The 14,690-nt window shown below is 69.5% G+C and carries 18 protein-coding genes; 6 read left to right on the top strand and 12 right to left on the bottom strand.

The window, feature by feature from the left end:
• From E8A12_RS18685 to E8A12_RS18665, 5 genes are all read right to left on the bottom strand, one after another.
• The coding region (locus tag E8A12_RS18685) for a MerR family transcriptional regulator (RefSeq protein ID WP_293371621.1) at window positions 1-756 on the bottom strand (756 nt) is incomplete at its 3' end.
• 30 nt (window positions 757-786) lie between these two features.
• Window positions 787-2,400: a response regulator gene (locus E8A12_RS18680; RefSeq protein WP_293371620.1), complete on the bottom strand. Its 1,614-nt coding sequence runs from the start codon at window positions 2,398-2,400 to the stop codon at window positions 787-789.
• Between the two features lie 109 nt (window positions 2,401-2,509).
• Window positions 2,510-3,085, bottom strand: coding sequence for a 16S rRNA (guanine(966)-N(2))-methyltransferase RsmD (rsmD, locus tag E8A12_RS18675; RefSeq protein ID WP_293371619.1), 576 nt, complete (start codon window positions 3,083-3,085; stop codon window positions 2,510-2,512).
• A gap of 12 nt (window positions 3,086-3,097) precedes the next feature.
• The gene (locus tag E8A12_RS18670; protein WP_293371618.1) at window positions 3,098-3,736 is read right to left on the bottom strand and encodes a lysophospholipid acyltransferase family protein; all 639 of its coding nucleotides are present in this window, start codon (window positions 3,734-3,736) and stop codon (window positions 3,098-3,100) included.
• Window positions 3,737-3,749: 13 nt separating this feature from the next.
• Window positions 3,750-4,718, bottom strand: coding sequence for a phosphatidate cytidylyltransferase (locus E8A12_RS18665; RefSeq protein ID WP_293371617.1), 969 nt, complete (start codon window positions 4,716-4,718; stop codon window positions 3,750-3,752).
• 59 nt (window positions 4,719-4,777) lie between these two features.
• Here E8A12_RS18665 and E8A12_RS18660 point away from each other — a divergent pair, with 59 nt between their 5' ends.
• Window positions 4,778-5,212 (top strand): hypothetical protein, encoded by a 435-nt coding sequence (locus E8A12_RS18660; RefSeq protein ID WP_293371616.1) that lies wholly within the window; start codon window positions 4,778-4,780, stop codon window positions 5,210-5,212.
• The gene (locus E8A12_RS18655; protein ID WP_293371615.1) at window positions 5,209-5,913 is read left to right on the top strand and encodes a CDP-alcohol phosphatidyltransferase family protein; all 705 of its coding nucleotides are present in this window, start codon (window positions 5,209-5,211) and stop codon (window positions 5,911-5,913) included. Before E8A12_RS18660 ends, E8A12_RS18655 begins: the two co-directional genes overlap by 4 nt.
• On the opposite strand, the gene E8A12_RS18650 is transcribed toward E8A12_RS18655, so the two are convergent.
• The gene (locus tag E8A12_RS18650) at window positions 5,900-7,018 is read right to left on the bottom strand and encodes a pseudouridine synthase (protein ID WP_293371614.1); all 1,119 of its coding nucleotides are present in this window, start codon (window positions 7,016-7,018) and stop codon (window positions 5,900-5,902) included. The genes E8A12_RS18655 and E8A12_RS18650 overlap by 14 nt on opposite strands.
• Window positions 7,019-7,024: 6 nt before the next feature.
• Here E8A12_RS18650 and tadA point away from each other — a divergent pair, with 6 nt between their 5' ends.
• The 4 genes from tadA to E8A12_RS18630 all read left to right on the top strand — a co-directional run bounded on the left by tadA (window position 7,025) and on the right by E8A12_RS18630 (window position 10,199).
• On the top strand, window positions 7,025-7,474 hold the full coding sequence (gene tadA / locus E8A12_RS18645) for a tRNA adenosine(34) deaminase TadA (protein ID WP_293371613.1): 450 nt from the start codon (window positions 7,025-7,027) through the stop codon (window positions 7,472-7,474).
• Window positions 7,475-7,553: 79 nt separating this feature from the next.
• A complete protein-coding gene (locus E8A12_RS18640) occupies window positions 7,554-8,432 on the top strand; it encodes an SDR family NAD(P)-dependent oxidoreductase (protein ID WP_293371612.1) in 879 nt (292 codons plus the stop codon).
• Between the two features lie 61 nt (window positions 8,433-8,493).
• Window positions 8,494-9,426, top strand: a complete 933-nt coding sequence (locus E8A12_RS18635) for an ABC transporter ATP-binding protein (RefSeq protein WP_293371611.1) — start codon at window positions 8,494-8,496, stop codon at window positions 9,424-9,426.
• Window positions 9,423-10,199: an ABC transporter permease gene (locus E8A12_RS18630; protein ID WP_293371610.1), complete on the top strand. Its 777-nt coding sequence runs from the start codon at window positions 9,423-9,425 to the stop codon at window positions 10,197-10,199. The genes E8A12_RS18635 and E8A12_RS18630 overlap by 4 nt, the downstream gene beginning before the upstream one ends.
• Before the next feature lie 6 nt (window positions 10,200-10,205).
• Here E8A12_RS18630 and E8A12_RS18625 read toward each other — a convergent pair whose 3' ends face one another.
• From E8A12_RS18625 to E8A12_RS18600, 6 genes are all read right to left on the bottom strand, one after another.
• Complete coding sequence (locus tag E8A12_RS18625) at window positions 10,206-10,538, bottom strand: hypothetical protein (RefSeq protein WP_293371609.1); 333 nt, start codon at window positions 10,536-10,538, stop codon at window positions 10,206-10,208.
• Window positions 10,539-10,601: 63 nt separating this feature from the next.
• Window positions 10,602-11,183 carry a GNAT family protein gene (locus E8A12_RS18620; RefSeq protein ID WP_293371608.1) on the bottom strand — a complete coding sequence of 194 codons (582 nt, stop codon included), beginning with the start codon at window positions 11,181-11,183 and terminating at the stop codon, window positions 10,602-10,604.
• A 159-nt stretch (window positions 11,184-11,342) separates the two neighbouring features.
• A complete protein-coding gene (locus E8A12_RS18615) occupies window positions 11,343-12,092 on the bottom strand; it encodes a sulfite exporter TauE/SafE family protein (RefSeq protein ID WP_293371607.1) in 750 nt (249 codons plus the stop codon).
• Window positions 12,093-12,212: 120 nt separating this feature from the next.
• Window positions 12,213-12,737, bottom strand: coding sequence for a GNAT family N-acetyltransferase (locus E8A12_RS18610; RefSeq protein ID WP_293371606.1), 525 nt, complete (start codon window positions 12,735-12,737; stop codon window positions 12,213-12,215).
• A 71-nt stretch (window positions 12,738-12,808) separates the two neighbouring features.
• The gene (locus E8A12_RS18605) at window positions 12,809-14,302 is read right to left on the bottom strand and encodes a tannase/feruloyl esterase family alpha/beta hydrolase (protein WP_293371604.1); all 1,494 of its coding nucleotides are present in this window, start codon (window positions 14,300-14,302) and stop codon (window positions 12,809-12,811) included.
• Between the two features lie 2 nt (window positions 14,303-14,304).
• Window positions 14,305-14,690: tannase/feruloyl esterase family alpha/beta hydrolase (locus E8A12_RS18600; RefSeq protein ID WP_293371603.1), on the bottom strand; the 386-nt coding region annotated here is incomplete at its 5' end.

Raw genomic sequence — 14,690 nt, 5'->3', positions numbered from 1 at the left:
CGCGAAGCTCTTCATGCCCGCGGCCATGTACTCCGCGAGTCCGGCCTGGCGGCCGTCGTAGCGTTCGCGGAAGCGCGGGTCGTCGACGTACATCTGGCCGAGGCCGGTGAAGGCGGCGGCCGGCGCCGGCCTGTTCCAGCTCTTGCCAATCCAGGCGTGCTGGCGCCGCATCAGCGCCGTCACAGCCGACGAGTCGACCGGCAGGCCGCCGACGAGCGCCTTGGCCATGCCGGCCTCGATCGCCTCGGCCTCCGCCTGCATGGCGTCGAAGTCGGACTGCTTCCAGCCCGCCATCCCCGCCTTCGCATGGTCGATGTGGCCCTGCATCTCGGCCCCACCCTTCTCGACCAGCTCCTTTTCGAAGCCGGCTTGTTTTTCAGGGTCGAAGCCCCGGTACATCGCCTTCTCTGCCATCGTCTCATCTCCTTCGAGGGCGGCGAGGGTCTCGTCGATCGTGCGCATCAGCTGGCGATAGCGCCGGGCCTTGGCCTCCAACCGGACGCGATGGGCCCTGAGGGCGTCCACCCTGTCGAAGCCTTTGGCGTCCAGTGTCCGCCCGATCTCCTCCAGGGAGAAGCCGAGCTCGCGGTGGAACAGGATCTGCTGCAGGCGCAGCAGCTCCTCGCGGCCGTAGTAGCGGTAGCCGTTCGCGCCGACGCATGCGGGCTTCAGGAGCCCGATATCGTCGTAGTGGTGCAGGGTGCGGACGGAGACGCCCGACAACCTCGCCACCTGCTTCACCGTATGACCGCTCACAATCGATCTTCCTCGTCGATGGCGGCGGTATCAGGCCTCACGAGGCGTGAGGGTCAAGCGGCCTTCCGTCGCGGTGGGAACCACGTGCGCGCCCAGCACGCTGCTCATGGCTTCAAGCAGGCGGTCCGGCTTGATCGGCTTTTCGACCACGCCGTTCATGCCGCACTGACGGTAGAAGGCCGCGTCGGCGGGGTCGGCGTTGGCGGTCAGGGCCAGGATCGGCGTGAGGCTGCCTTCGGTGCGGCCGGAGCGGATACGCTTCGTCGCCTCGACCCCGTCCATGCCCGGCATCTTGATGTCCATCAGCACCAGGCCGAAGCGGCCGCTCGCCGCCGCCTCCACCGCCGCCGCGCCATCCTCGACGCACTCGCTGGTGCAGCCGAATATCTCCACCAGGGTCTGGGCGACCATGCGGTTGGTCGCATTGTCGTCGACCACCAGCACATGCAGCACGCCGCCGGCGGCCTCCACCGGGCACAAGGCCGGCGCGGCGGCCTGCGGCTCCGGCAGCCAGTGCAGCGGCGCCTCGAAGCGGAAGAGGGCGCCGCCGCCAGGATTGTCCAGGGCCTCGATCCGCCCGTCCATGCGCGCCATGATCTGGCGGCAGACCGCGAGGCCGAGACCAGCCCCGCCCAAGCGCACCCCGTCCTCGGTCTGGCGGAAGGGATCGAAGATGCTTTCCCGGCGGTCCGACGGCACCCCAGGCCCGGTGTCCGCCACCTCGCCGGTCAGGGTCACATAGTCGCCGTCGCGCTGGGCGCAGAGGCGGACGTCGATCGCGCCGTCTATGGCGAACTTCATGGCGTTGGAGACCAGGTTGTTGATCACCTGCTGGACGCGTACGCGATCGGCCAGGACCCACAGATCGGCCGGCCCGGCAAAGGCGGCGGTGAGGGTCACGCCCTTCAACTCCGCCTGCGACGACCACAGCGACATGACGTCGTCGGCCATGTTCGACGCCAGCATCGGCTCCTCATGCAGCTCCAGGCCCGAGGCCTCGGCGCGCGAGAGATCGAGCGCGTCGTTGAGCAGCCGCAACAGGGTCCCGCCGGATTGCACGATGGTGTCGACCAGCGGAGCCAGGTCCTCCTGGCGGGATTTGCGTCGGATGATCTCGGCGACGGCCAGCACGCCGTTCAGCGGCGTGCGGATTTCATGGCTCATCACCGCCAGGAAGCGGCCCTTGGCGGCCAGGGCGTCCTGGGCGTGCTCGGCCAGCTGGCTCATCTCGCGGGCATGGGAGGCGGTGGCCGCGGCGGTCACCTGCAGCAGGGACAGCGCCGTCCCCACGCCGGCGTAGCGGCCCCCGCAGGTGACGATGAAGCCCTGCAGCAGTTCCGAGGGCCGTTCCTCGAGCACCCGCCCGCAGAATTCCTCGACCGTCATGTCGCCGTCGGCGATCAGCGGGTCGGTTTTCATCCAGTGGGAGATCGGGCGCTTCGACCAGAGCTCGTAGCCATATTGGGCCGCCATCCGCACAAGGAAGGCGTTGCGCTCCACCAGGCCGACCGGCCGGCTCTCGCCATCGACCACGGCGATCACCAGCAGGTCGGGGTCGTCCTCGAACCGGCGATAGATATCGCGCCCCGTGTCCTGCGGCGTCGCCGGCGGTGAGAACGGCGCGATATCGAGCAGCAGCGTCATCGGTGACTCCCCCACGAGTTCGGGGGAGCTCATTGCAGCGCGGTGTCTAACGAGGCGTTAGAACGGAAGACGCAGGTGGTTAAGGCCCCGCGAAGTGTTCGTGACAGGGTTAGCGCGACGTTTCCGGGGCCCGCAGGAAATGCACTCGCGCCGCGCCGTAGTCGCGCACGTCGAGGGGCTCGAAGCCGTCGACACTGAAGTCCGGCTCGCCGGCGCCACGCTCGAAGACGACGGTCGCGCCGGGCGCCAGCCAGCCGCCCGCGGCCAGCTTTTCCAGCGCCGTCTCGCCCAGGCCCTTGGCGTAGGGCGGGTCGAGGAAGGCCAGGTCGAAGGCGGGTCCGTCGCCGCCGGGGCGGACGCCCAGGTCGGTGGCGTCGCGGCGGTGGACGCGGGTCACCCCGAACAGGCTCATGGCGTCGACGTTTTCGCGGATCACCCCGCGGGCGGCCTCGTCGGTCTCCACGAACAGGCAGAAGGCCGCGCCGCGCGACAGGGCCTCGAAGCCAAGCGCGCCGGAGCCGGCGAAGAGGTCGATCACCCGTGCGCCGCGGACGCCGCTCGACCATGCGGCGTGCTCCAGGATGTTGAACACCGCCTGGCGGGCGCGGTCCGATGTCGGCCGCGTGGCGTCGCCTTTGGGCGCGACCAGGGTCTTGCCGCGGAAATTGCCGGAAACGATGCGCATGGGGCCCGCGTCTTAGGCCCAGCGCTGCGGCGGGGCCAGGGCCTTCAGCGCCTCCAGCCGTTGGCGCATCTCCTCCATGAACGCGGCGCGGTCGCCGCCCCAATGGATCGCGTCACCCACCAGGACCGTGCAGTTCATCGGCACCGGCATATGTGCGCCCTTGGGCAGAACCCGGCCGGCGCCCTGCAGCCAGATCGGCGTCACCGGCGCGTCCGGAAAGGCCGCGGCCAGGCGCGCCACGCCGCTCTTCAGCCGGGTCAATTCCTCGCCGTCGCCGCGGGTGCCCTCCGGAAAGATCAGCACGATGTCGCCGGCCGCCAGGGCTTCGCGCGCCGGCGCCAGCACATCCTCGCCGGCGCCGGCCCTGTCTCGGGCCACCGGCACGATGGCCAGGATGTTGCGCGAGAACCAGCTCATCAGCCGGCCCTTCAGGAAGTAATCCGCCGCCGCCGCCGGCCGCACCCGGTCCAGCGCCTTCGACGGATAGATGGTCAAGAGCAGTACCGTGTCCACGTGACTGGAATGGTTGGCGACCAGGATCGCCGGGCCTTTCAGCGGCAGTTTCTCGCGCCCGATGATGTCCGCGCCGGTGAACATCCGCGCGATCGGCCGGGCGATGACGACGATGACCGCCCGTCTTAGCCAGCGCATTTGGCCCCGCCCATCAGAAGTAATCCTTCAGGCAGAAGAACATCAGGATGTGGAAATAGAGCGGCGCGGTGAAGATCAGGCTGTCGGCCCGGTCCAGCAGGCCGCCGTGCCCGGGGATCAGCGCGCTGGAGTCCTTGACCCCGATGTCGCGCTTGACCGCGCTCATGGTCACGTCGCCCGCGAATCCCGCGATCGGCAGGGTGGCCGCCATAATGGCCAGACCCGCGCCGGAGAGCGGCGTGAAGACGGGTCCCAAGAACCAGATCAGCGCGGCCGTCGTCGCCCAGCCGCCGAGGAAGCCCTCCCAGGTCTTGTTGGGACTGACCTTGGGAATGATCTTCCGCCGCCCGATCAGCTTGCCCCAAACATACTGCATGACGTCGTTGGCCTCGGTCGCCACCAGCAGGAAGAAGACCAGCCCCGCTGGCCCCGCCGGCAGGTGGGCGGCGGCCGGCGTCCGCATCAGGAAGGCGGCGAAGCCCAGGTTGTAGACGCAGGTGACAAGGCCCCAGTGGAAGGTCGCCGCCGTCGCCAGGAAGGCTCGCGTCTGGCCGATCCAGGTCATGGCGAAGGGCAGGAACATGAAGACGTAGACGGGGATGAACACCAGGTACATGCCGTACCGGTCGATGCCGATGAAGGCGTAGCTGACCGGGATGCAGAGGTAGGCGGCCAGCACGATCAGCCGGTCCTCCGGCCGGATATGGGCCAGCGACAGGAACTCCCGAAGCGCGATGAACGAGATCACCACGAAGAGGATCAGCACCGCGATCCAGCCCAGCAGCAGGGCGGCGGCCAGCAGCGCTATCATCACCCACCACGACGCGATCCGCTGGCGCAGGTTGGTGAAGTCCCCGTCGGGCCTGAGCCGCGCCAGCAGCCCGGTGACGCCGACCGCCAGGGTCAGGACGCCCAGCACGCCGCCCAAGCCCCAGAGCAGGGCCCGCGGCTGGGCGGCGAAGAATCCCGCGATGACGTCCATGCGAACCCCCGATTGGCCGGGAGCATGACCGGCGCGCCTCGCGGGTCAAGCGAGCTCGCTTGACGATGGAAGCCGCGGCGGGCGACGGTCCGGGCGTGACCGCCCTCCAGCGCCTCGCGAAGTCCACCTTCGTCCATGTCGGCTTCGCGTTCCTGGCGATGGGTGGCTGGACGCTCTGGGCCAACCACGCCCACGGTCTCGCCGCCGCCTGGCCGCCGGCCCTGGCGCAGGGCGCGATGTCCGGCGCGATCACCCTGGTCCTCAAGCGCGCCTTGGAGGCGATGGCCGCGCGGCTGCCGGGCGCCATGGCCTTCGTCGTTCCGCCCGTTGTGACCGCGACGGTGATCCTGGCCGTGCTGATCGGCGTCCATCGGATGATCGGCACCCCGGAGATTGTGCGGACCATCGCCGTGCCCTGGTCGGTCTCCACCCTCTATGCGATCGTCTACGCTGCGGTCGTGGCGCGCGGACGCGCCGGAGCCGCCATCCCATGACCGAGCCCTCCCCCGAGAACCCCCAGCTCGAGAATCGCCGTCCGATCAAGAGCCGGGCCAGCGGCTGGGCCCAGGCCTCGGCGCGCGGCCTGGCCAAGGCCGGCGCCAGTCCGAACATGATCTCCGGCGCCAGCGTCGCCTTCGCCGCCCTCGGCGGGGCGCTGATGGCGCTGGCGGGAATGAGCGGGCACATCCTTCACGGCGTCGCCCTGGTCGCCGCGGCGGCCTGCATCCAGGCCCGGCTGATCTGCAATCTGCTCGACGGCATGGTGGCGGTGGAGTTCAAGCGCGGCAGCGCCTCGGGCCCGATCTGGAACGAGCTGCCCGACCGCGTTTCCGACGCCTTCTTCCTCGCCGGCGCGGGCGCCTGCGCCTATGGTTCGGCCTTCCCGCTGACCGGCCTGAGCCTGGGTTGGACCGCTGCGGTGCTGGCGGTGACCACGGCCTATGTGCGCGAGCTTGGCCGCGGCCTGGGCCTTCAGGCGGATTTCTCCGGGCCGATGGCCAAGCCGCAGCGGATGGCCGCCCTGACCGCGACCTGCGTCATTGCTGCGTTCGAGCCGTTCTGGGGGGGCCATGGCGAGATCATGCTCGCAGGCCTGGCGGTGATCGTGGCGGGGACGGCGCTGACGGTCGCACGGCGCACCCGGAGCCTCGCCCGCGGCCTCGCGGAGCGCGGCAGGTCGCCTAGCGGGACTTAGCTCCGTCGGGCTTCGGCCCCTTGCGCGCGGCGCCGGAGTGGCGTTTCGGCGCGCCGGTCTTGGCGATGACCGGCTTCTTCTTCGGCTTGGCCCAGCCGGCCTTGTACTCCTTCTTGGGCGCCGGCTCCCCTGCCGTGGCGGCGCGCGGACGGCGCTGCGGCTTGCCCGGGCGGCCGGGCAGCCCGGGCCGGCCGATCTCCACGGCGCCGCGGCGAGGACCCGCGGCGACCGCGGCGGCCTTCTTCCACAGCGGCCGGTCGCCCTTCGGCAGGTTCTGCGGGGCGATGTGCTCGGCCAACTGCTCGCGGATCACCCGCGGGCCGACCTCCTCGACCTCGCCGGGCATCAGGGTCCCGAGCGCAAAGGGGCCGTAGGAGAGGCGGATCAGCCGGTTCACCTTCAGGCCCAGCGCCTCCAGGACGCGGCGCACCTCGCGGTTCTTGCCCTCGGCCAGGACGACGGTGATCCAGAGGTTGGCGCCCTGCGGGCCTTCCTTGGCCTTGTCGAGCGTGGCCTCGATGGCGCCGTAGTGGACCCCCTCGACCGTGATGCCCTTCTTGAGCGTATCCAGCCGCTCCTGGGTCACCCGGCCCCGCGCGCGGGCGCGGTAGCGGCGTACGATACCGGTCTGCGGCATCTCAAGGGCGCGAGCCAGGCCGCCGTCGTTGGTGAGCAGCAGCAGGCCCTCGGAATTGATGTCCAGCCGGCCGACGGAGATCAGCCGCGGCAGGCCGCTCGGCAGATGCTCAAAGACGGTGGGGCGACCCTGCGGGTCCTTGTGGCTGGTCACCAGGTCGATGGGCTTGTGGTAGCGGAAGAGGCGCGCGGGCTCGGCCTCGGTGATCACCGCGCCGTCGACGGTGAGGATATCGCCGGCCTCCACCTTCACCGCCGGCGTTGTCAGGACCTTGCCGTTCAGGGCCACGCGGCCCGCCTCGATCAGCCGTTCCACCTCGCGGCGCGAGGCCACGCCGGCGCGGGCCAGCATCTTGGCGACGCGATCGCCGCCGCCCTCTGGGCCGACGTCTTGCGCTCCGCCTTCGGGCGAGCGGGCTTGACCGGAGGGGCGGGCGCCGGTTCGGTGCGGATCGTGGACCATGACCATCGCACCATGCGCATCGCGCTTGACGCCGCGCAAGCCGCCGCCGAGGCCGGCGAGACGCCGGTGGGCGCGGTCATCGTCGACCCCGCCTCCGGCGAGGTGGTCGCGGTGGGCGCGAACCAGCCGATCGGCGCGCACGATCCCACCGCCCACGCCGAGATCGTGGCGATCCGCGCGGCGGCGGCGAAGCTCGGCAACTATCGTCTCACCGGTCTGACCCTCGTGGTGACCCTGGAGCCCTGCGCCATGTGCGCCGGCGCAATCAGCCACGCGCGGATCGGCCGGCTGGTGTTCGGCGCCGAGGACGAGAAGGGCGGCGCGGTGGTCAACGGCCCGAGGTTCTTCGAGCAGCCGACTTGCCACTCACGGCCGGTGGTTGAAGGCGGGGTCCTGGCCAAGGAGAGCTCGACGATGCTGAAGGCCTTCTTCCGGATGCGCCGCGCCTCCGGGCGACCCTGACCACTGAGGGCTTGCCAACCGCTTCGGCCCGGTCGGAAGATGCTCCCATAAAACCAAAACCTATTGGGAGACGACGGTCATGGCGGGTTTGCTCGACGGCAAGGTGGCGATCATCACGGGGGCCGGCGGCGGCCTGGGCGAGGCCTATGCCAAGCTGTTCGCCAAGGAGGGCGCCTCGGTCGTCGTCAACGACCTGGGCGGCTCGCGCGACGGGACCGGGACCGGGACCAGCGCGGCCTCCGAGAAGGTGGTGGCCGAGATCAAGGCCGCCGGCGGCAAGGCCGTGGCCAACGGCGACGACGTCTCCACCGTGCAGGGCGGCGAGAACATCCTCAAGACCGCGCTCGACGCCTTCGGCAAGGTCGACATCCTGGTCTGCAACGCCGGCATCCTGCGCGACAAGACCTTCGCCAACACCTCGGAAGAGGACTGGGACAAGGTGATCAAGGTGCACCTCAAGGGCGCCTACTGCTGCGCCCTGCCGGTCTGGAAATACATGAAGGACCACGGCGGCGGATCGATGGTGCTGACCTCGTCCACCTCCGGCCTCTACGGCAATTTCGGCCAGACCAACTACGGGGCCGCCAAGGCCGGCATCTACGGCATGGTCCGGGTGATGTCGATCGAGGGGCGCAAGTACAACATCCGGGTGATGGGCCTGGCGCCCGGCGCATATACCCGCATGACCTCGGACCTGCCCGGCCGCCAGGGCAAGGAGCCGGACCCGATGAGCCTGCCGGAGAACGTGGCGCCGGGCGTGCTGTTCATGGTCAGCGACCTGGCCGCGGAGCACTCCGGCAAGATCCTGGGAGTCTCCAGCCGCGGCGTGCGCGAGATCAAGATGCTGCAGACCGGCGGCTTCAACCCGGGGCGGCCCTACACTGCCGAGGAGGTGGCCAAGCACGCCTCCGAGGTGTTCTTCCCCAACGCCGAGGAGCGCACGGCCCAGACGGCGTAGCGGCGCTGCATCCAACGCCCCAGGCCGCGGCGACTAGCTATTGAAACGGCAGGGGCGGCGCATGGCGAAGGACGGCGGACAGACCAACCGGGTGGCGCTGGCGCGCCTCGCCGGCGTCCAGAAACGCTACGGCGACACCGTGGCCCTGAACGGCCTGGACCTTGAGGTGCGCGCCGGCGAGCTGCTGGCGGTGCTCGGCCCCAACGGCGCCGGCAAGACCACAGCCATCGCGCTGATGCTGGGCCTGCAGATCCCGGACGCCGGTGAGGTGACGCTGTTCGGGCGCTCGCCGCACGACCTGGCGGCGCGGCGCAATGTCGGCGTGATGATGCAGGAGGTCGCCCTGCCGGACGCGCTGACCGTACGCGACCTGATCGGCCAGACCTCGGCCTATTATCCGGCGCCGCTCAGCCTCGCCGAGACCATCGCGCTGGCCGGCATCGAGAAGATCGCCGTGCGCCCCTACATCAAGCTCTCCGGGGGCCAGAAGCGGCAGGCGCAGTTTGCGCTGGCCGTCTGCGGCCGCCCGCGCCTGCTGTTCCTCGACGAGCCCACCACCGGACTCGACATCAATGCGCGCGAGACCATGTGGGCGGCGGTGCGGGGGCTGGTGGCCGGCGGCGCCTCGGTGGTGCTGACTACCCACTACATCGAAGAAGCCGAAGCCTTGGCCGATCGTGTGGTGGTCATGGCCAAGGGCCGTGAAGTCGCACAGGGCACGGTGCGCGAGATGCGTGGGCTGGTGTCCCGCAAGCGGATCGACTGCGCCACGTCGCTCACCCTCGCAAAGGTGCAGGCCTGGAACGAGGTCAGCGCCGCCAGCCTCGGTGAGAACGGCCAGCTCTCGATCACTACAGCCGACGCAGAGGCCGTGGTGCGCAAGCTACTCTCCGCCGATCCGGGCCTGAAGGACCTGGAGGTCCGCCGCGCCGGCCTTTCCGAAGCCTTCGCCGAACTTACCCAGGAGCCCGTGGCCCAGGAGCCCGCAGAATGACCGCTCTCCTCGACACCGGCCCGAAGATGCCCCTCGCACGCGTGCTGGGCGCCTATCTCAGCGACGCGAAGTACGAGTCGCTGCGGCTGCTGCGCACGCCAGCGTTCTCGGTGCCGATCCTGGCCATGCCGATCCTGTTCTACACCTTCTTCGGGGTGTTGCTGAACGGCGGCGGCCATCGCCCGCCGGGCTTCGCCGACATGATGTTCGTGGGGTGGACCGTCTACGGCGTCATGGGCCCGGGCCTTTTCGGCTTCGGGATCCTGGTGGCGGTGGAGCGGAACATGGGCCTGCTCACCTATAAGCGCGCCCTTCCGATGCCCACCGGCTCCTACCTCGCCGCCAAGCTGATGATGGCCTACGTCTTCGCGCTCGTGGTGATGGCCATGCTGGTCGCGGCCGGGATCACAATGGGGCATGTCACCCTGGCCCCGGCCAAACTGCTCGCCGTGGCGGCGGTGATGTCGCTGGGCGTGATCCCCGCCTGCGCCATCGGCCTCTTCATCGGTGCCTGGGCGCCCGCTTCCAGCGCCGGCGCCATCGCCAATATCAGCTATTTGGGCATGGCCTTCCTGTCCGGACTGTTCTTCCCCCTGAGCGGATTCCTGCACGACATCCGCTTCATCTGGCCGACCTATCACCTGGTGCAACTGGCGCACGCCGCGGCGGGCATGCCGACGGAGGGATCCCTGGTACGCCACGCCGGCGTGCTGGCTGCGATGAGCGCCGTCCTGATCCTGGCGGCGTCGCGCAAGCTGGCGCGGCGGGGTTAGTCGACCCTAACGCCCCGGCGGCGGCTTCGCATCGCTGGGCGCGTCCAGCGCAGGTTTGGGAAGGTATTTGGCCAGGTAGGCGGTAATGGCGACCTGCTCTTCCGCGGTCATTTCGGCGCCCGCGCCCTGCATCTTGGTGACCTCGCTGTCCCACTCATCGGCCGTGTGGCGCGCGAAGGCGAATTGCGTGGCGTCATGGCAGGTGGTGCAGACGCGGACGACGACGTCCCTGCCCGGGCCGGCCGGAAGCGCGTCGTCGGGCGTCTGAGCCAGGACAGGGCCGACCGCTACCAGACAGAGCGCCGCCGCAGCCGCGGCAAGGGAGATCCGAAGGTTCATGCGGCAAGGCCTTAGCCCATGTGGTGGCGCACTGGAACCTGCGGCAAAACGGGCGCGGCCCCGCTACCCAAGCGCCGCCAGCCGCGCATCCAATCCGTCGCGCACTGCCGGCCATTCGTCGGCGAGGATCGAGAACACCACCGTGTCCCGGACCCGCCCGGTCCAGACCACGCGGTCCTGCCGCAGGATGCCCTCCTGGCTCGCGCCCAGCTTCAGCACCGCCGCCCGGGATCGCGCGTTGATCGCGTCGACCTTGAACTGCACTCGGCGCGCGCCGCTCTCGAAGGCGTGTTCGAGCATGAGTCGCTTGGACGCAGGATTGGCCGCCGCGCCGCGGATCGCCGGATGGTAGTAGGTGCCGCCGATCTCCAGGGCCTGATTGGACGGGTCGATGGTCAGGTAGCTCGAGACGCCCATGCAGCGCCCCTCCACCACCACGGCGTAGTTGATCCGGTCAGCCGCCGGCTTCGCATAGAAGCGCGCCCAGCCGCGGTCGAACTCATGGCCCGCCAGGGAATAGGGATAGAGGTTCGTCCAGGTGGCCGGGTCGGCGTCGCAGGCGGACCTCAGGTCTTCGCGATGCGTCTCGGCCATCGGCTCCAGCCTGACATGGCGGTCTTCGAGCACGTTCGGCCCAAGCTGCATTTTTTCGTCACCCAAAGCCAAAAAAGTTCGTGGGGCGTCTTGTAACGCCGGTTGGCGCACATACTTCAACTCATGCCCATTCCTGGGCGTTTCCTCCCTAAACTTCAAAAGCCGGGCCCCTCAAAAGGCCCGGCTCTTTTTTGCCCCAAAGGGGTGGAGCTAGCCGAGGTAGAGCCGGGCGGCCTGCACCAGATAGACCGCTCCTATAACCGTCAGGATCAGCCGCAGATAACGCTTGAAGTCCACGTCGCTCAACCGGTTCAGCAGGATGCCGCCGGCCGCCGTGCCCAGCATGGAAAGCGGGATGGCCAGCGCGAAGACCCACCAGGGCGGGATGCCCCGGCCGCCGGCGGCGATCAGCGGTGCGCCATAGACCACGACTTTCATCAGGTGACTGAACACCTGAGTCGCAGCCTTGGTGGCGACGATCTCATGGCGGGTGAGCGCGGTGCGCACGAAGAAGACGTCGAGCAGGGGGCCGGCCACGCCGGCCGTCAGGTTCATGCCGGTGACGGAAAGGCCGCAGATATAGGCCTGGCTGGGCCGCGAGGCGTCGACCTTGACCCAGCCCTGCGGCAGCCAGACCAGGCCGGGAACCAGACCCATCAGCAGATATAGCGTCGCCCGGGTGGGCTCATAGACGACCAGGCCAATGAGACCGGCGGCGGTGAAGGCGCCGAGGGCGTAGATCGCCACGATCTTCCAGCTCACGAACTTCCGGTGGAGGATCGCGCGCCAGCCGTTAGCGACCAGTTGCAGGAGGCCATGGACGACGAACGTGGCCGAGACCGGCAGGACGAAAGCCAGGGCGCCCTTGAGCATCAGCCCGCCGGCCATGCCGAAGACGCCGGATATGGCCGCCGTCACAAACGACATGGCGACGATGAACGAGCCCGCGAGAATGGTCATGCAGAGGTTCCTCCGGAGTTGCGACCCGCCTCGCGAAGGGGACACAGGCCCCTCCGTCCGCGGATCTGCGACGCGACGTGCGCCAGAAGGGGCCGGCCGACCGGCTGGGGCTCAAGACCGTCATTGGCCGAGCGCTTTGTAGAAGAAGGTGGCGTCGCAGAGCGCGCCGTCGGGATAGAGGGCGTAGTCGGGGATAACACCCGCGCGCGCCCAGCCGCACTTTTCGTAGAGAAGGTCGGCGGGGCTCCCGGTCACGGTGTCGAGCACCATGAGCCATCGGCCCATCCGGCGGGTGGCGTCCTCCGTGGCGGCCATCAGGGCTTCGGCGGCGCCCCGGCGGCGGCCGCGCCGGTGGACCAGCAGCTTCGAGATGTCCACGCGGTGCGGTTGGTTGGGAATCGCCACCGGAATGACCTGGACGACGCCGAAGACGCCGGCGCTGTCCTCGGCCACCAGGATCGAGCGGCCGTCGCCTGCGGCCGTCTCCTTGCGCCAAAACGCCAGCGCCTCGTCCAGCGTCATGTTGGCCATGAAGCTGACCGAGGCGCCGCCTTTCACGCAGTCGAGCAACACCGCGGCGAGGGCGGGAACCGACGCGCTCGCCTCGTCGGGCGACAGGCTGCGTATGCGGAAGGCTTCAGTCATCTGAACGGCGTTCGCTTACCCCCGCGGCCACCGCTTCGCCAGTCCTAAAGCCACGCTTGCGGCCTTGGGGCTCAACCCTTCCGCGGATCTGCCAAGGTCACCGGCAGCCGCTGGACCTTCTTCACCCAGCAGCCCCAGGCGCCGCCCTGGTTCCGCGCCACGGCCGGATAGGGGCAGAGCAGCTGGGTGGCGCCGCTCGGGCTGCTGGCCGTCACCTCCTGCGGCGCTGTCTTGGCCTCCACCCAGCGGTCCAGGATCGAGAGCCAGTCGACGGTCCCAGGCCCGGCGCCGCCCTGGCAGTGAAGCATGCCGGGGATCATGTAGAGCCGGTAGAAGCTGGCCGCGTCCTTGGTCGTGGCCACCACCGCGTCGTGGTACTTCACGCTGCCCAGCGGCGGGATCGCGGGGTCGTTCCAGCCATGGTACTGGATCAGCTTGCCGCCGTGGCTCCTGAAGGGCGTGAGGTCGGCGTTGGTGGCGTCCAGCACAGCCGCGGTCTTCTGCCGATCGCGGTCGTACTTTGGGCCCAGATCCATCTTCAGGAAGTCGAACGACGGGTCGTCATAGACGAAGTACTTCAGGAACTGCGACGAGATCGCGTGGCCGGAGGACTCCTCCCAGGTGGCCTGCGAGGTCCCGGTGTTCCACGCCTGCCAGGCGCCGCGCATCGCCTCGGCGCCCGGCATATAGCCCGGGAACATCGACTTCCCGCCCACCATGCGACCACTGTAGATCGCCTTGGCCGAGGCGATCTGCGGGGCGGTCAGGCAACCGTCTGTCTGGCCGGGTTTGCATTTCAGCACCGCCGGGTCGAAGTGGCAGGCCATCTGGTCGCGGATGAAGGCCCCGCCGTCGGCGCATTGTTTCAGCGCGGCGTCCTGCAGGAGCTGCAATTGCGGCAGGGCGAGATAGCCGCCGGGTTTCGCCAGCGTCTGCTGCATGTAGGCCCGGCCGCCGGTGGAGAGCGTGTTGTAGTTGGCCGTGGCGCCGGCGACGATGCCGTCGAAGTCGTCCGGGAAGCGCTGGGCCTCCATCAGCGCCTCGCGCCCGCCGGCCGAGCAGCCGACGAAATAGCTACGCTTGGGCGGTTCGCCCTTCTGGGTCTTGATCAGGAGCTTGCCGGCCTCGGTGGTCTCCTTCAGCGAGCGGGTCCCGAAGTCCTTGATCTTCTCCGGGTGACCCAGCGCCCAGGTGGCGGTGCGGCCGTTGCCGCCGTGGCCGTCGTCGGTGCCCGCCGCGGCATAGCCCTCGTCGGCGCGGCCCTTGACCTGGGCTGCCGGGATCGAGCCCGCCAGGCCGCCGTTGCCCACCTGGACGAACTTGCCGTTCCAGGCCGGACCCTGCGGGATCATCACCTCGATCTTGATCTCGCTGTCGGCCGTCGGACGGCTGGTGACGTGCAGGTCGCAGGCCTGGCCGCCCTGGATCGCGACGGACTTGGCCGCGGTGACCTCGGCGTGCGGCAGCTTGGCCTGGGCCATGTCCGCACAGGAGGTTTCCGCATGCGCCACGAGCGGCGCCGCCAGCGCCAGGGCGGCGCCGGCGGCGAAGAGATGCAGCTTCATGGTCAGCTCTTCTTCTTGGGGGCCGAGCAGGCCCAGGCCTCGCCGGTCTTCTTGGCGACGGCAGGGAACGGGCAGAGCACCTGGCTGGGCGGCCCGCCCGGGGCCTGGCCTGCGCCGCCCGTGGCGGTGACGTCGCCGGGCGCCTTGCCGGCGGTGACCCACGCGTCGAGCTGCGCCACCCAGTCGACATTGCCCGGCCCCACGCCGCCGCCGCAGTGGAGCATGCCGGGGACCAGGTACATCTTGTAGAAGTCGGAGGTGTCGCCCATCGTCTTCTGGACGTCCTCGTAATAGACGACCGACGAGCGCGGCGGGATCGCCGGGTCGTTCCAGCCATGGTACTGGATCAGCTTGCCGCCGTGCTTCTTGAATGCCGACAGGTTCGGGT

It is taken from the genome of Phenylobacterium sp. (assembly GCF_004799395.1).
Classification (GTDB): domain Bacteria; phylum Pseudomonadota; class Alphaproteobacteria; order Caulobacterales; family Caulobacteraceae; genus Phenylobacterium.
The sequence above is the reverse complement of the archived record's forward strand: the minus strand, read 5'-3'. Positions and strand labels throughout refer to the sequence as shown.

Bases quoted from the DNA above. Each gene is read 5' to 3' on its own strand.
- rsmD (WP_293371619.1), bottom strand. From the start codon at position 3,085: ATGCGCATCGTTTCCGGCAATTTCCGCGGCAAGACCCTGGTCGCGCCC.
- E8A12_RS18605 (WP_293371604.1), bottom strand. From the start codon at position 14,302: ATGAAGCTGCATCTCTTCGCCGCCGGCGCCGCCCTGGCGCTGGCGGCG.
- E8A12_RS18615 (WP_293371607.1), bottom strand. From the start codon at position 12,092: ATGACCATTCTCGCGGGCTCGTTCATCGTCGCCATGTCGTTTGTGACG.
- E8A12_RS18680 (WP_293371620.1), bottom strand. From the start codon at position 2,400: ATGACGCTGCTGCTCGATATCGCGCCGTTCTCACCGCCGGCGACGCCG.
- E8A12_RS18640 (WP_293371612.1), top strand. From the start codon at position 7,554: ATGGCGGGTTTGCTCGACGGCAAGGTGGCGATCATCACGGGGGCCGGC.
- E8A12_RS18610 (WP_293371606.1), bottom strand. From the start codon at position 12,737: ATGACTGAAGCCTTCCGCATACGCAGCCTGTCGCCCGACGAGGCGAGC.
- tadA (WP_293371613.1), top strand. From the start codon at position 7,025: ATGCGCATCGCGCTTGACGCCGCGCAAGCCGCCGCCGAGGCCGGCGAG.
- E8A12_RS18620 (WP_293371608.1), bottom strand. From the start codon at position 11,183: ATGCAGCTTGGGCCGAACGTGCTCGAAGACCGCCATGTCAGGCTGGAG.
- E8A12_RS18635 (WP_293371611.1), top strand. From the start codon at position 8,494: ATGGCGAAGGACGGCGGACAGACCAACCGGGTGGCGCTGGCGCGCCTC.
- E8A12_RS18625 (WP_293371609.1), bottom strand. From the start codon at position 10,538: ATGAACCTTCGGATCTCCCTTGCCGCGGCTGCGGCGGCGCTCTGTCTG.
- E8A12_RS18665 (WP_293371617.1), bottom strand. From the start codon at position 4,718: ATGGACGTCATCGCGGGATTCTTCGCCGCCCAGCCGCGGGCCCTGCTC.
- E8A12_RS18670 (WP_293371618.1), bottom strand. From the start codon at position 3,736: ATGCGCTGGCTAAGACGGGCGGTCATCGTCGTCATCGCCCGGCCGATC.
- E8A12_RS18650 (WP_293371614.1), bottom strand. From the start codon at position 7,018: ATGGTCATGGTCCACGATCCGCACCGAACCGGCGCCCGCCCCTCCGGT.
- E8A12_RS18630 (WP_293371610.1), top strand. From the start codon at position 9,423: ATGACCGCTCTCCTCGACACCGGCCCGAAGATGCCCCTCGCACGCGTG.
- E8A12_RS18655 (WP_293371615.1), top strand. From the start codon at position 5,209: ATGACCGAGCCCTCCCCCGAGAACCCCCAGCTCGAGAATCGCCGTCCG.